Origin of the sequence: Robinsoniella peoriensis, assembly GCF_000797495.1 — a bacterium.
In the GTDB taxonomy this organism is placed as follows: Bacteria; Bacillota; Clostridia; order Lachnospirales; family Lachnospiraceae; genus Robinsoniella; species Robinsoniella peoriensis.
This window is the reverse complement of the sequence record NZ_JTGN01000023.1, coordinates 48,040-62,559: the sequence shown is the minus strand read 5'-3', so window position 1 is coordinate 62,559 and position 14,520 is coordinate 48,040. Positions and strand designations below refer to the sequence as shown.

Sequence of the window (14,520 nt, the reverse complement as noted above, 5' to 3'; positions counted from 1 at the left end):
TAATGGAGGAAAATATGAGCGAATTAAATGTATTAAATTATGTAGACCACACCCAGTTAAAGGCATTTGCAGTCTGGGCAGATATTCAGAAATTATGTGAGGAGGCAATTGCATATCATACAGCATCCGTATGTATCCCGCCCTGCTATGTAAAAAGGGTAAAAGAAACATATGGTGATCAGATTAATATCTGTACGGTAATTGGTTTTCCGTTGGGATACAGTGTAACGGAGGCGAAAGCAGAAGAAATTCGACAGGCTAAGAAAGACGGTGCCAGTGAATTTGATATGGTAGTAAATATCAGTGATGTGAAAAATGGGGATTTTGATAAAGTTGAAAAAGAAATCGCAGCATTAAAAAAAGAAGCCGGAGATTTTATTTTAAAAGTTATTATTGAAACCTGTTATCTGGATGAGGCGGAAAAAACAGCTTTATGTAAAGCAGTTACAAATGCCAAAGCTGATTTTATCAAAACCAGTACCGGATTTGGCACAGCAGGTGCAAAACTTGAGGATATCCGCCTGTTTAAAAGGGAAATAGGAGAGGCGGTAAAAATAAAAGCAGCCGGAGGAGTCAGAAGCATAGAAGATATGGAAGCTTTTATCAAAGAAGGATGCAGCCGTATTGGAACCAGCTCCGCAGTTGAATTGTTAAAGGGCAGGTCAGCAAAAGAATATTAGGAGAACGGGATATGAAGAAAAAATGTATTGCATTTCTGATAGCGGCAGCCATGGTTTTCACTATGGCAGGCTGTCAGAAGGGTGGGGAAGAGGAATCATCGGAATCAAATAAAAAGTATGAAGTGGCATTGTCGATGGATGTGGGGTCCATAGATGACCGTTCCTTTAACCAGGGGTCCTGGGAGGGGGTTCAGGCCTATGCCAAAGAACATAATCTATCCAGCAAATACTATGAACCTACCGAAAAATCGGATGATGCTTATACCAAATCTTTGGAACTTGCAGTAAAAGGCGGAGCAAAAATTGTGGTATGCCCCGGTTATCTGTACGAGGTTCCGGTATACAACATGCAGAAAAAATATCCGGATGTAAAGTTTGTGATTTTGGATGGATCACCTCATGACGGCAACGGGAACAGTGAAATTCTGGATAATACCCATTCCATTTTTTATGCAGAAGAACAGGCGGGATTCCTGGCAGGCTATGCAGCAGTGATGGATGGGAACAGGAAGCTTGGGTTTATGGGTGGAATTGCAGTACCGGCAGTTATCCGTTTTGGATATGGATTTATACAGGGAGCAGATTATGCCGGAAAGCAATTAGGGCTTTCGAAGGGTGATCTGGAGATGAAATATACATATGTAGGAAACTTCGATGCTACCCCTGATAATATGTCAAAAGCAGCGGCGTGGTATAACGAGGGAACAGATACTATATTTGCCTGCGGCGGAGGAGTAGGAAATTCCGTGATGAAGGCGGCAATGTTCGTAGATAAGACCGTAATAGGGGTTGACGTTGACCAGTCCGGTGAATCGGATACGGTTATTACTTCCGCAGTGAAGAATTTGCAGAAATCCGTATATGATGTCCTGGACAGCTTCTACAAAGGAAAGTTTGAAGGCGGCGTATCCGTTGTCCTCGGATCAGAATCGGGTAATGTACTGCTTCCTATGAAAACTTCAAAGTTTAAGACTTTTTCACAGGCGGACTATGATGAAATTTACAAAATGATCGTGGACGGAAAAATACAGATTTATAAAGATGATGTGGCACAGGATGCAAAAGGCATCCCGACTGAAATCCTGGTGACGGAATTAATTAAGTAAGTGTATAGAACGAATTGAAATTTGGAAAGGAGGATTGCCATGCTGCGTCAAGATTCTATGGAACAATTGCTGTCTCTGATTGAAAGTCTGGGTAGGCAGGAGCGGGAATATCTGGAGGATTATCTGGCAGAGGCACCGCTCTGGCTGATGCAGTCATTCCAGATTCAGAGACTGCCCAGGGGAACCATCTTTATACGCGAGGAAGAAGAAGTCAATATGATTTACATTCTGGTAAAGGGAGTTGTCCGGGCAGTAGATCACAGAGTATTGGGAATTGCCTACGATTATATGCGGTTTGAACCGATTAAAGTCTTTGGAACCATGGAAATCCTCCTGGACAGAGAAATATATGAAACGACTCTCTCTACCGTTACGGACTGCACATTACTGGTGATTTCCAGGCACAAATTTGAAAAGTGGGTAAGAAGTGACCGGCATGTCCTGCTTATGGAAATAAAAAGTATGGGGAACTATTTATTGGAGCAGGCAAAAAAGGAACGCATTTTTTTGTTTTTGCAGGGTGCAGACCGGATGATTCTCCTGTTTATGCGGCTATACGAGCACAATCAGGAAAACGGAATCTGTGATCTTCGGATGACAAGGCAGGAATTATCGGAAAGTTCAGGTCTCTGTGTTAAGACGGTAAACCGGTCGGTGAAGGCAATGGAAGAGGACGGATATATCACAAAAAAGGGTTATACGCTTGAGATAAATAAGGAACAGTATCTAAAAATGAAGGAATTCATAGCAGACAAAGTAGCAAATTATGAAAAGAAGTAAAAATATTTATGGTTGAAAAGGAGATTATTATTATGAAATATGCAGAAGAAGGTTTACAATATCATATTGGTGTAAGAAGCGGGGATGTAGGTAAATATGTAATTCTACCGGGAGATCCAAAAAGGTGTGAAAAAATTGCAAAACATTTTGATGATGCTAAATTAGTTGCTGACAGCAGAGAGTTTGTGACTTATACAGGATATCTGGACGGCGTAAAAGTAAGTGTCACATCAACGGGAATTGGCGGGCCATCCGCTTCGATTGCAATGGAAGAACTTGTGAAGGCTGGTGCAGATACCTTTATTCGTGTGGGAACCTGCGGAGGAATGGATCTGGATGTACAAAGCGGTGATGTTGTTATTGCAACCGGGGCAATTCGGATGGAAGGTACCAGTAAGGAATATGCACCTATTGAATATCCGGCGGTAGCAAATATAGAAGTAGTAAATGCGTTAATCAATTCGGCAAAGGATTTAAATTTCCGCTATCATGCAGGTGTGGTAGAATGCAAGGATTCATTCTATGGACAGCATGAACCGGAGAAGATGCCGGTAAATTATGAACTTCAGAGTAAATGGAATGCCTGGCTGCGCCTGGGATGCAAAGCTTCTGAAATGGAATCGGCTGCACTGTTTATTGTGGGAAGTTATTTAAGAGTCCGAGTGGGATCTGTATTTCTGGTAGTGGCGAATCAGGAAAGAGAAAAGCAGGGGCTTAGCAATGAAGTTGTTCACGATACGGAAATAGCTATCACAAATGCTGTTCTGGCACTTCGGAAACTGATCAAAGAAGATGGAAACAGCAAAAAATCATGATAGTGCTGGAATTCATGTTGAGTTATGGAACTTATGGAATTTATGTGAGTAATTCATAAGGTAAAGGTCTGTATGGAGCAATGATGTGAAGTATATGTAAAAATATCCCGGCGGATAGGGCTTCTTAATACAAAGAAGCTGCGCCGGGTTTTTTTGCCTGTCTTGAAAATTTAAAGATTTGCTTAATTTTGCATGAAATGCATAATAATTCGCACAATAATCTTGACACTATTTCTAAATGGGATTAAAATCTATTAAATATTTCTATTTTTTGGAAACGTAATTTGGAACAGCTGGTGTACCGCTGTTGAAAGGGGACTAATATGAGTCAGGTTCAAGGCATGTTAGAACGGCTGCCGGCAGAAATGTCAGGTGTATTTCTGGCGATTACGGTTATAATGGCATTGGTTAATTGTTTTTTCGGATATCGGCTGCTTAAATTCTGGGTATCTTTATTTGGATTTGTTACCGGAGCGGGAGCTGGATATTTTATTGCCGATTATTTTATTCATAATTCAATCATTACAGTCATTGCGGCAATCATATGTGGTGTTGTATTGATGGGACTGGCATTTAAGGTTTATCTTGCAGGGGTATTTATTCTTTGCGGAGCACTTGCCTATTTTGCCATAAATGAAATAATGTCACCGGATATCTGGTGGAAATTTGTGATCTGCATTGTCTTAGGTCTGTTAATCGGGCTTATTGCAGTTAAGTTTGTGAGACCGGCTGTTATTGTAAGTTCCGGAATCCATGGCGGAATATCTTCGGTTGGTGCTATTTTAACAGCAGCCGGTCTGAAGGACCACACTATGGCAGTTGTGGCAGGTCTGGTACTTGCATTGGCAGGAATTTTATTTCAGTTTGCCAATACCAGAAGGCTGGAGCGTCCTTAATCGGCAAAGCCCAATTCTTTTGTGTACAAAATCAAGAAAATTCCTTGCAACAACGGTTAACATATGGTATAGTATCTCCTGTCAAAGACAAATGTCCAATTAGGGCATACAATGACAACTCTGGAGAGTCTCAAAGAACGGGCGCCGAAGGTGTACAGTGGGTATAATATAATGACCCGCCTATCTCTCAGGCAAAAGGACAGGGCTATATCTGTATAAGTTCTACTCTTTAGGGGGCTGATTATTTTATCAGCTCTTTTTCTATTGCATTGAAACAGATAAAGGAGAGAAGAGAATTATGCTGAAACAAATGAACACGATATTAGGAAACATTGATGATTTCCTTTGGGGGATTCCCCTTATTGTACTTATCTTAGCTACGGGTATCTATTTGACGGTCCGCCTGAAAGGGCTGCAAATCACAAAACTTCCCAAAGCGCTTAAGTATATGTTTAAAAATGAAGAGGGCGGCCATGGGGAAGTGACCAGCTTTGCGGCTCTTTGTACGGCGCTTTCCGCAACCATTGGAACTGGTAATATAGTCGGGGTGGCTACTGCGATCGTAGCAGGCGGACCGGGTGCATTATTTTGGATGTGGGTTGCTGCATTATTTGGTATGGCAACAAAATATGCAGAGGGCGTATTGGCGATTAAATACCGGGTAATCAATGATGACGGGCATGTAATCGGAGGGCCTTTTTATTATATTCAAAATGGAATGGGAGTTAAATGGAAATGGCTTGCAAAATTATTTGCATTCTTCGGACTGGGTGTAGGACTTCTGGGAATTGGTACCTTTACCCAGGTGAATGGTATCTCCAATGCCGTTAATAATTTTTTTGATCCGGGCAATGCCTGGAGCGTTTCTATTTTAGGAAGGGATTATTCCTGGACAGTGGTAATCGCAGGAATTATTTTGACGATTGCCGTTGGTATGGTAATCATTGGAGGGATCAAACGAATTTCCAGTGTATCCCAGATTGTTGTACCTTTTATGGCGGGGATATACATATTTGCCTGCCTGCTGCTTTTAGTGTTGAATTATAAGCATATCCCCAATGCATTTAAAGCAATTTTTGAGGGAGCATTTGGCCTTCGGGCAGCGGCAGGAGGAGCGCTGGGAAGCATAATGGTGGCAATGCAGAAGGGAATAGCGCGCGGAATTTTTTCAAATGAGGCAGGCCTTGGAAGTGCTCCCATTGCAGCAGCGGCGGCTCAGACAAATGAGCCGGTCCGCCAGGGATTAGTTTCTATGACAGGAACTTTTATTGATACAATTGTAATCTGTACGATGACGGGGCTTACTATCGTTATTACGGATACCTGGAATATCGGATTGGAAGGGGTTGCGGTGACCACAGCGGCATTTCAGCAGGGGCTTCCATTCAGTAATACGGTCAGTGCATTTATATTGATGGTATGCCTTGTATTTTTTGCATTCACCACAATATTGGGCTGGGATTATTATAGCGAACGGTGCCTGGAATATCTTTGCGGATATAATAAAAAGATATTAAATGGTTACCGGTGGCTGTATATCCTGGCAGTCTTTATCGGTCCGTTTATGACCGTATCTGCAGTTTGGATAATTGCGGATATTTTCAATGCATTAATGGCACTGCCCAACTTAATTGCAATATTGGTATTAAGCGGCGTTATCGTATCAGAAACGAAAAAATATTTTTCCAAAATCAAATAATCTGCAATAACATTTAAAAACATCACTTTCTGATAAAGTGATGTTTTTAAATATAAAATAAAATCACTTGAAATAAAATCTGAAGGGTGATATAATACAAACATAAAATCTAAATATCCAATTCTAAGAAGACATTTCCGTCTTCAAAATCACAATGAAAAAATTAATAAAGGAAATGATTGTGTATGTAAGTATATCTTTTTATTCATTACGTCATGAGGGTTTCCATTATGAAAGGGGGATCTATGGCGTGTTATAATTCATATGCGCATCAGTGGCACCCGGCATTTTTTGCATCATGGCAGATCGAATTCCAGGAAGAATCAGGTGAATTAACATTTAAAAATGAACATATGATAGGGACGAAACCGAAGCAGATCGATGTACTGGTAATAAAAAAATCTGTAAATAAAACCATAAAAAAGAATATTGGACGTATTTTCAGAATGCATAATATTATTGAGTACAAAAGTCCTGAGGACTATCTCAGTATAGATGATTTTTATAAATGTTATGGCTATGTATGTTTTTACAAGTCGGATGGGAATAAACAAAATGAGATCAATATTTCAGAAATTACATTAACACTGGTAAGCAGTGGTTTTCCAAGAAATTTAGTCAAACACCTGAAGCAGGTAAGGGGATGGGAGGTAGAGAAAATCGAGAGGGGGATATATTATGTCAGCGGCAATATATTTCCAATACAGATCATAAACACAAAAAAATTGTCAAAAGAAAAGAATTTATGGCTTAAAAGTTTAAACCTGCATTTAGAATCAAAGGATATGGTAAACAGCCTGATCCAAGAGTACGATGAACACAAGGATGAAAAGTTATATAATTCGGCGATGGATATCATAGTGAAAAACAATATCCGTATTTTTAAGGAGGTGAATGAAAATATGTTGTGTGCAGCATTAGAAGATCTTATTAAAGAACGTTTAGAGAGGGAAGTAAAGATAGCACTGGATGAAGCAGTAAATAAAGCAGTAAATAAAGCAGTAAATAAAGCAGTAAGTCAGACCACCGATAACATTCTCAACGCTTTGGAGGAGATACATAATCAGATACCGATAAGTGAAATCAGAAAAAAATACCATCTGTCAGAAGCAGAGTGGATTCGCATGGAAAAACTCGCTTTATATTAAAACCTTTGTCAGTGCAGTAAATTTTTGCTGCACTGACAAAGGCTTGTGGTATTTATCATAAAAAGCAGGGAGGCACTAGAGCCTGTTTGAAAATTCATTCCCGTCATCTGCACGCCCCACTTTGTGGGAGATTTGCCCCGAATTCAGGTTACGTGGCCCGCTACGCGCCCTTCATCCGGGACAAATCTCTCACAAACTGTGACGCACAGCTGCCAGAAAGCAATTTTAAAACACGCTCTAGTCATTCTCATAGGTCTTTAAGATACGCTCAGCAATAATTCTTCTGGTCACCCGGGTGTCCATTGCCTGCTTTTCAATGTATTTATGCGCTTCTGCTTCCGACATATTCAGATATTCAATGAGTATACACTTTGCCCGGTCCACTATGCGGATATCTTCGATTTTCTGCAGCAGCTGTTTATTTTCATTGCGCATCATAGACATGCGGTTATGGGATGCCTGGCATAACTTTAATGCGCTCCAGAAAAGTACTTTGCTGATTGGTTTGGCAATTGTGAATACTCCGTATTCTTCCACTTTCATAGAAATATCGTCGTAAAGCTCATTTTTCACGATCAGAATTACCTGGGTAGATCCGTCTGTGGCGATATTCCTTGCCATACTGACACCTGTCTCATCCCGCAGAGGAGAATTTATAATACACAGATCAAAACTGCGCTCGATCAATAAGCGTCTGGCTTCTCCGCAATTCGATACTGTGACCAGCTCACGGTAGGAACTTTGTGAAAGCATATCCCGGAAAACTGCAATACTTTTTTCTGTGGGGGATATAATTAGAACGCTGTTCATATCATCGCCGCCTTTCTTATTTTGATACAATCTAAGGACTGCTTTTCTCGTTGCTTATATGAGCTTAAAGTAGATCTGTTTGTAGAAGTCCTCTTTGTTCGCGGTTTTATCAAAAGCAAGCACCTCTTCTTTTTTGATGAGAAAATATTTTTCTAATAGTGCAGGATTTAAGGTTTTCCGAATAAAGCTGCTACTAGAAGCTATGCGGATTGCTTCCTCCAGAGAACCGGGGAGGGCGGTAAGCTTGTTTATGATTGTTTTATCAGCTGTAAAAAGGTTAACATCTACAGCCTCTGTCAGAGCGGCACTTTGTTCAATTCCATCAAGACCTGCATGAAGTAAAATGGCAAATGCTAAGTATGGATTCAGGGAAGGATCCGGTGAGCGCAGTTCCATTCTTGCTTTTTCTCCTGCCTGTGCGGGAATACGTACAAGCTGAGAACGGTTTTGATGAGACCAGGAAACGTATTTGGGGGCTTCAAAGGATCCAAAGCGTTCATAGGAATTCTGAAGCGGATTTAGAAAAGCGGTCATTTCCGCCGCATGTTCCATAATGCCTGCCATAAAGCTTTCCGCTACAGGATTATGTTGTTCACCACTGAGAAAAATATTCTTACCATTTTGTGAGAGCGATAAATTAATATGAAGTCCGCTTCCACTTTCAAAAGAAATGGGTTTAGGCATAAAAGATGCGTAGAGGCCATTTCTTGCGGCAATGGCTTTTACGACAGATTTAAAGGTCAGCAAGTTATCAGCGGTGCCCAGGAGATCGCAGTATTTAAAATCAATCTCATTTTGACCGGGTCCGCTTTCGTGATGGGAAGACTCCGGAGTGATTCCCATTTCTTCCAGACACAGGCAGATCTCACGACGGACATTTTCCCCTTTATCAAGAGGCGCAATATCAAAATAACCGGCTTCGTCATGGGTTTGAAAAACAGGATTACCATCTTCATCGGTTTTAAATAAATAAAATTCGCATTCTGTTCCGGCTTTTGGCAGATAGCCCATGGTTTCACATCGTTTAATGGCAGATTTCAGAATATGACGGGTATCGCATACGTAGGGAGTTCCATCCGGGTTTTTAATGCTGCAATAGAAACGGACTACGCGGCCCTGCTGGGGACGCCACGGGAGTACGCTTAAAGTAGCGGCATCCGGGATCAGGAACAAGTCTGATTTTTCAACACCGCAGAATCCACGTATATTTGAGCCGTCAAAGGAGATTCCCTCACGGAAAGCCCGCTCCAGCTGGTCAGGCATAATAGATATATTTTTTTGTGTGCCGAATAAATCACAGAAAGCAAGTCTGATAAATTTTACGTCATTGTCCCGGACAAACTCCAAAACTTCTTGTATTGTATGATCCATAATTAATTCCTCCTGATTTTTGGGTTAGAGTATATTGAAAAATCAATGCATTTATCTGAAGATTCTGACACCGGCATTTTTCGAATACGTTCTAAAAAGGATTATTAAAAAACAGCGTTCATCGTACAAGGTTCGAATTGAAATTCAAGCCCTGTACGATGAACGCCTTTGTTCAATAAGAAGAATACACTAATTTTTTTTCCTTGTCAATGGTCTCAAACAGAAAATATTTTCATCTAACCGGGTGGTTCTTTATTATTTTTTAATAAGTAAAACAGTGTTTTTTCAAACCTGATGTGATAAAATAAAAAGAAACATGCAAAATGCAATGCATAAGAAGAATAATAATGAAGAGGGATTCAGATGTCAGAAAGAAATCATGAGAATTTCGTTGAACTGTCCGGTGTAACCAAAACATACCATATGGGTGAGGTAGACATTCATGCAGTGGACGGCATAGATTTTCAAATTACAAAAGGTGAATTTGTAGTAGTGGTAGGTCCAAGTGGTGCCGGGAAAACGACGGTATTAAATATTTTAGGAGGGATGGATACTGCCACAAAGGGGAAAGTATGGGTTGATGGTGAGAATATTGCGGAGTATAATCCAAGAAAATTAACCGGATACCGCAGAGATGATATAGGTTTTGTATTTCAGTTTTATAATCTTGTTCCAAACCTGACAGCCCTGGAAAATGTTGAACTGGCGCTTCAGATATGTAAAAATCCGCTGAAAGCAAAAGATGTATTGGATGAAGTAGGGCTTGGAGAAAGACTGAATAACTTTCCGGCCCAGTTATCCGGCGGGGAACAGCAGAGAGTGTCTATAGCCAGAGCTTTAGCTAAGAATCCTAAGTTATTGTTATGCGATGAGCCCACCGGTGCACTTGATTATCAGACGGGAAAGGCAATACTAAAATTGCTCCAGGATATGTGCAGGGAAAAAGGGATGACCGTAATTGTTATCACTCATAATTCAGCATTGGCACCGATGGCTGACAGGGTGATCAAAATTAAAAATGGAAAAGTTTCCAGTATGAGAATGAATAATGAACCGATATCGGTAGAATTAATTGAATGGTAGTGGGCATATGAAGAAAAAAGCATTACATAAAGATTTTTTTATGGAGATAAAAAAGAGTTTTAATCGATTTATATCGATCTTTTTTATTGTAGCCATGGGAGTGGCATTTTATTCTGGGATTCAATCGGCAGCACCCGATATGCGTCTTTCCGGTGATGCTTATTTTGATGAGAATAATCTGATGGATCTGAAAATAATTGGTACTTTGGGATTGACCGATAAGGATATACAGGCTATTTTAGCGGTAGATGGAGTCAGCAAAGCAGAATCAGGATATATGACGGATGTATTGTGCGGCAGCGGAAAAGATGAGAAAGTACTTCATATGGAATCGATGCTGCCTACTTTGAATAAATTGTCTGTATCAGAGGGCAGGCTGCCGGAAACTACCGGTGAATGTATTGTAGACGAAGAATTTTTATCTGCAAACGGATATAAGGTGGGGGATACCATACAGCTTGAAGAAAATAAGGACAGTGACAAAGTATTAAAGAACAAAGAGTTCAAAATTGTTGGAACCGGTAATAGTCCTGCCTATATTTCTTTTAGTAAGGGGAATACCACCCTGGGCACCGGAGAGGTATCCGGATATGGATATGTAATGCCGGAAGAGTTTGATCAGGCGGCATATACATTTGCATATGTGGAAGCAGAAGGCTCCAGGGATCTGACATCTTATACGGAAGAATACGACAGGCTGGTTGATAATGTAACAAAAAATGTGGAAGGGATAGAATCTGTTCAATGCACCAGACGCTTTGCTGAAGTAAAAGATGAAGCGGATATTAAGCTCGCCGATGCCAGAAAAGAGCTTGAGGATGGGAAACAGGAAGCGGACGAAAAGCTTGCCGATGCCAAAAAGGAACTTAAGGACGGCGAAAAGGAACTGGAGGATGGGAAGAAAAAGCTTGCCGATGCCAAAAAAGAAGTTCAGGATAATAAAGCAACCCTTACCGATAAGCAAAAAGAGCTGGATTCCGCTAAAAAACAACTGGATTCGGCTAAGACACAGTTAAAAGACGGAAAAGATACCCTTGCTTCAAAAGAATCAGAGTTTCAGGCAAAATATCCGGAAGCATCTAAGCAGATAAAGGATGGGGAAGCAGCAATTGCAGCAGGTAAAACCCAGATCAGTAAGGCTCAGAGCGACTATGAAACCGGTAAGAAGAAACTGGAAGCAGCTAGTAAACAGTACGAAGCCGGTAAGAAGCAGCTGGATCAGGGCAAAAAGCAGTATGAATCGGGTAAAGCCCAGCTGGATCAGGCAAACAAGCAATATAAAGACGGAGTTTCCCAGCTTGACTCCGCGAAAAAGCAGTATGAAACCGGAACAGGCCAACTTGCAGCCGCGAAAACAGAATATGAAAAAAATGCAGCAGTTCTACAGCAGGCAAAGGTGAACTTCCAGGCAGAAAAAGAAAAGTTTGACATCAGCAAAGCAGAATATGATAAAAATGCAGCAGCGCTGGATGCCGCTAAAAGCCAGATTGCCGGGAAGCAGGCGGAGCTGGCATCAGCAGCAGCTGAATATGAAGCTAAGATGGCAGAACTCAACCAGGCTAAAAATGCACTGGCACAGCTCCAGGCGGCTATCGATGCCGGAACTGCAACAGCGGAGCAAATCGCCATGGCAGGGCAGCTGAAGGAGCAGATTGCCCAGAGCGAGCCGGTTCTTGCCCAGAAAAAGGCGGAACTGGATAAAGAAAATGAACAACTGAGGATAGAACAGCAGAAAGCAGCAGCGATGGAAGCAGCGCTGGCGCCGGCGAAGCAGCAAATAGAAGCAGGACAGCAGAAAATCAATGCTGCCCAGGCGGAACTGACAAAAAGCGAGGCGGGGTTACAGGCTGGCAAAGCAGAAATTGATAAGAACGAAGCAGCCCTTAAAGCAGCAAGTGTACAGATTAATGAAAATGAGAAAAAGCTTGCAGCAGCAAAAAAGGAAATAGATACCAACCAAAAAAAGCTGGCATCAGCGAAAAAAGAAATTGATGAAAAGGAACCTCTGCTGGTTAGTGCCAAGACAGAGTTAGATAAGCAGACGAAAGTATTAAATGATGGAAAGAAGACACTGGACAGCCAGAGTGCACTGCTGATTCAAAAAGAAAAGGAACTGCAGGAAGGTAAAAATCAACTTTCCCAGGGAGAAGCCCAGCTGGCAGCGGCAAAAAAAGAGCTGGCATCAAAGGAATCTGAGCTGAACAGCGCAGTACAAAAGACTGCGGATGGTCAAAAGCAGATAGAAGACGGACTTCTTAAATTATCAGATGCTGAGAAGGAAATAACGGATGGCGAAAAAGAAATAACAGAGAATGAGCAGAAATTAAAAGATGGTAAAAAAGAATATAAAAAGGCAAAGAGGGATGCCAAAACAGAAATTTCTGACGGAGAGACGAAGATTGCAGATGCGGAGAAAGAGATCGATGATCTGAAAGAACCGGAATGGCATGTCAATGACCGAAGCTCACTTCCTGAGAACACAGGTTACGGTGAGAATGCCGACCGGATTAAAAATATCGGGGAAGTATTCCCGGTATTGTTTTTCCTGGTAGCAGCGCTGATCAGTCTCACAACGATGACAAGAATGGTAGAAGAGGAACGAACCCAGATCGGTACCTTAAAAGCGCTGGGGTACGGCAAGTTTTCCATAGCATCCAAATATCTGAACTATGCGCTGTTTGCTACTATTGGAGGAAGTATTCTGGGTGTTCTGGTAGGTGAGAAAATCCTGCCGTATATTATCATTACAGCCTACGGGATTATGTATCATCATATGCCTAATGTAGAACTTCCGTATAATCTGAAGTTTGCTGCAATTGCCACTGTTTCAGCGGTGTGCTGTACGATGATTGCTACATTTGCGGCATGCTACAAAGAGCTTGCAGAGACACCGGCAAAGTTAATGAGGCCCCCTGCACCGAAAGAGGGAAAGCGTGTCTTGCTGGAGCGGGTAACATTTATCTGGAAGCATCTGAGTTTTACCTGGAAGTCCACAATCCGCAACCTTTTTCGATATAAGAAACGGTTCTTTATGACTATATTCGGGATTGGAGGATGTATGGCATTGCTTCTGGTTGGATACGGTATCAGAGATTCTGTCCGGAATATCGCAGTTTTACAGTATCAGGAGATACAGCTGTATGATGGAACCGTATTAGTCGATGAAGATGCATCCGATGAGAAGAGGGCAGATCTTGAGAGCTATATGAAAACGGACAGCCAGATTGATGCATCTGTAGATTCCATGATGCAGAAAATGTCGGTAAAAGTAGGGAAAAAAGACCTGAGTGTTTATATCATCGTACCAAAAGAGATGTATGGTTTTGATACCTTTGTGAATTTTAGAGACCGGAAGACAAAACGGCAAGTCAGCTTTGGAGACGATGGGGTGATTGTAACAGAGAAAACGGCTAATATGATGGGACTGTCAAAAGGCGATATCATAGAACTTCATAATGAGGACGGAACCACTATAAAAGCACCAATTGCAGATATATGTGAAAATTATCTGGCACATTATGTGTATATGTCACCGTCACTATATGAAAAAGTCACGGGAAAAAATCCGGATTATAACAGCATTTTATTTAAGGCGGTACCGGATGCCAAAGATCACGTGGAAGATGTTGGGCAGAATATTCTGGGGAATAAGGCGGCTCTTAGCGTCAGCTATACCTCCAGTGTAATGAAGCAGCTGGATGATATGCTGAGTTCGCTGGATGTGGTAATTGTAGTATTAATTGTTTCAGCAGGTATGCTGGCATTTGTGGTACTTTATAATCTTAACAATATTAATATTAATGAGCGAAAGCGGGAGCTGGCAACCATCAAGGTACTGGGATTTTATGATAATGAGGTTTGTGCCTACGTGTACCGGGAAAATATTTTACTTACGTTTTTTGGCGTTCTGCTGGGGATTGTACTTGGCATTGTTCTGCATCGGTTTGTTATAGTTACAGTTGAGGTAGATGCATGTATGTTTGGAAGGAATATTAACTTTCCAAGTTTTATATACTCTATATTATTCACCTGTGGATTTTCGCTGATTGTAAATGTTGTCATGTATTTCAAGTTAAAGAAAATTGATATGGTTGAATCATTGAAGAGTGTGGAATAGGAATTATGGAAACAA

Annotated in this window: 11 protein-coding genes, 2 pseudogenes and 1 riboswitch; of the genes and pseudogenes, 10 read left to right on the top strand and 3 right to left on the bottom strand. The window is 41.2% G+C overall.

The genetic code is table 11. The features are described from left to right. Nucleotides 1-14 precede the first annotated feature (14 nt). The 7 genes from deoC (at nucleotide 15) to QR40_RS28185 (ending at nucleotide 7,124) form a co-directional block, all read left to right on the top strand. The gene (gene deoC / locus QR40_RS28215) at nucleotides 15-680 is read left to right on the top strand and encodes a deoxyribose-phosphate aldolase (protein WP_027295705.1); all 666 of its coding nucleotides are present in this window, start codon (nucleotides 15-17) and stop codon (nucleotides 678-680) included. 11 nt (nucleotides 681-691) lie between these two features. Then, nucleotides 692-1,786 carry a BMP family lipoprotein gene (locus QR40_RS28210; protein ID WP_044297781.1) on the top strand — a complete coding sequence of 365 codons (1,095 nt, stop codon included), beginning with the start codon at nucleotides 692-694 and terminating at the stop codon, nucleotides 1,784-1,786. A 39-nt stretch (nucleotides 1,787-1,825) separates the two neighbouring features. Beyond that, nucleotides 1,826-2,566, top strand: a complete 741-nt coding sequence (locus QR40_RS28205; RefSeq protein ID WP_242849142.1) for a Crp/Fnr family transcriptional regulator — start codon at nucleotides 1,826-1,828, stop codon at nucleotides 2,564-2,566. Nucleotides 2,567-2,598: 32 nt separating this feature from the next. Beyond that, nucleotides 2,599-3,381: a uridine phosphorylase gene (gene udp, locus QR40_RS28200; RefSeq protein ID WP_044297780.1), complete on the top strand. Its 783-nt coding sequence runs from the start codon at nucleotides 2,599-2,601 to the stop codon at nucleotides 3,379-3,381. 323 nt (nucleotides 3,382-3,704) lie between these two features. Then, nucleotides 3,705-4,277: a TM7S3/TM198-like domain-containing protein gene (locus QR40_RS28195; protein WP_027295709.1), complete on the top strand. Its 573-nt coding sequence runs from the start codon at nucleotides 3,705-3,707 to the stop codon at nucleotides 4,275-4,277. Nucleotides 4,278-4,387: 110 nt separating this feature from the next. Continuing rightward, a riboswitch (glycine riboswitch) is annotated at nucleotides 4,388-4,490 on the top strand. 85 nt (nucleotides 4,491-4,575) lie between these two features. Further along, nucleotides 4,576-5,976, top strand: a complete 1,401-nt coding sequence (locus QR40_RS28190; RefSeq protein WP_044297779.1) for an alanine/glycine:cation symporter family protein — start codon at nucleotides 4,576-4,578, stop codon at nucleotides 5,974-5,976. A gap of 245 nt (nucleotides 5,977-6,221) precedes the next feature. Then, on the top strand, nucleotides 6,222-7,124 hold the full coding sequence (locus QR40_RS28185; protein ID WP_044297804.1) for a hypothetical protein: 903 nt from the start codon (nucleotides 6,222-6,224) through the stop codon (nucleotides 7,122-7,124). An 8-nt stretch (nucleotides 7,125-7,132) separates the two neighbouring features. Here QR40_RS28185 and QR40_RS33915 read toward each other — a convergent pair. Beyond that, nucleotides 7,133-7,333: pseudogene (locus QR40_RS33915) on the bottom strand (DUF6783 domain-containing protein). On the opposite strand from QR40_RS33915, the pseudogene QR40_RS33415 reads away from it, so the two are divergent. After that, nucleotides 7,271-7,402 (top strand): annotated as a pseudogene (locus tag QR40_RS33415) (DUF6783 domain-containing protein); the annotation flags it as partial. The pseudogenes QR40_RS33915 and QR40_RS33415 sit on opposite strands and share 63 nt — an antisense overlap. Here QR40_RS33415 and QR40_RS28180 read toward each other — a convergent pair. Beyond that, nucleotides 7,362-7,934 carry an ANTAR domain-containing response regulator gene (locus QR40_RS28180; protein ID WP_027295711.1) on the bottom strand — a complete coding sequence of 191 codons (573 nt, stop codon included), beginning with the start codon at nucleotides 7,932-7,934 and terminating at the stop codon, nucleotides 7,362-7,364. The pseudogene QR40_RS33415 and the gene QR40_RS28180 overlap by 41 nt on opposite strands. A 54-nt stretch (nucleotides 7,935-7,988) precedes the next feature. Beyond that, nucleotides 7,989-9,305 (bottom strand): glutamine synthetase family protein, encoded by a 1,317-nt coding sequence (locus QR40_RS28175; protein WP_044297778.1) that lies wholly within the window; start codon nucleotides 9,303-9,305, stop codon nucleotides 7,989-7,991. A gap of 363 nt (nucleotides 9,306-9,668) precedes the next feature. Between QR40_RS28175 and QR40_RS28170 the strand changes: the two genes are divergently transcribed. Both QR40_RS28170 and QR40_RS28165 read left to right on the top strand, forming a co-directional pair. Continuing rightward, nucleotides 9,669-10,388 carry an ABC transporter ATP-binding protein gene (locus QR40_RS28170; RefSeq protein WP_044289618.1) on the top strand — a complete coding sequence of 240 codons (720 nt, stop codon included), beginning with the start codon at nucleotides 9,669-9,671 and terminating at the stop codon, nucleotides 10,386-10,388. Nucleotides 10,389-10,428: 40 nt separating this feature from the next. Next, nucleotides 10,429-14,505 (top strand): ABC transporter permease, encoded by a 4,077-nt coding sequence (locus tag QR40_RS28165; protein ID WP_242858599.1) that lies wholly within the window; start codon nucleotides 10,429-10,431, stop codon nucleotides 14,503-14,505. The last annotated feature ends 15 nt before the right edge of the window (nucleotides 14,506-14,520 follow it).

Coding starts and splice junctions, on each gene's coding strand:
- deoC (WP_027295705.1), top strand. CDS start 15: ATGAGCGAATTAAATGTATTAAATTATGTAGACCACACCCAGTTAAAG.
- QR40_RS28210 (WP_044297781.1), top strand. CDS start 692: ATGAAGAAAAAATGTATTGCATTTCTGATAGCGGCAGCCATGGTTTTC.
- QR40_RS28205 (WP_242849142.1), top strand. CDS start 1,826: ATGCTGCGTCAAGATTCTATGGAACAATTGCTGTCTCTGATTGAAAGT.
- udp (WP_044297780.1), top strand. CDS start 2,599: ATGAAATATGCAGAAGAAGGTTTACAATATCATATTGGTGTAAGAAGC.
- QR40_RS28195 (WP_027295709.1), top strand. CDS start 3,705: ATGAGTCAGGTTCAAGGCATGTTAGAACGGCTGCCGGCAGAAATGTCA.
- QR40_RS28190 (WP_044297779.1), top strand. CDS start 4,576: ATGCTGAAACAAATGAACACGATATTAGGAAACATTGATGATTTCCTT.
- QR40_RS28185 (WP_044297804.1), top strand. CDS start 6,222: ATGGCGTGTTATAATTCATATGCGCATCAGTGGCACCCGGCATTTTTT.
- QR40_RS28180 (WP_027295711.1), bottom strand. CDS start 7,934: ATGAACAGCGTTCTAATTATATCCCCCACAGAAAAAAGTATTGCAGTT.
- QR40_RS28175 (WP_044297778.1), bottom strand. CDS start 9,305: ATGGATCATACAATACAAGAAGTTTTGGAGTTTGTCCGGGACAATGAC.
- QR40_RS28170 (WP_044289618.1), top strand. CDS start 9,669: ATGTCAGAAAGAAATCATGAGAATTTCGTTGAACTGTCCGGTGTAACC.
- QR40_RS28165 (WP_242858599.1), top strand. CDS start 10,429: ATGGAGATAAAAAAGAGTTTTAATCGATTTATATCGATCTTTTTTATT.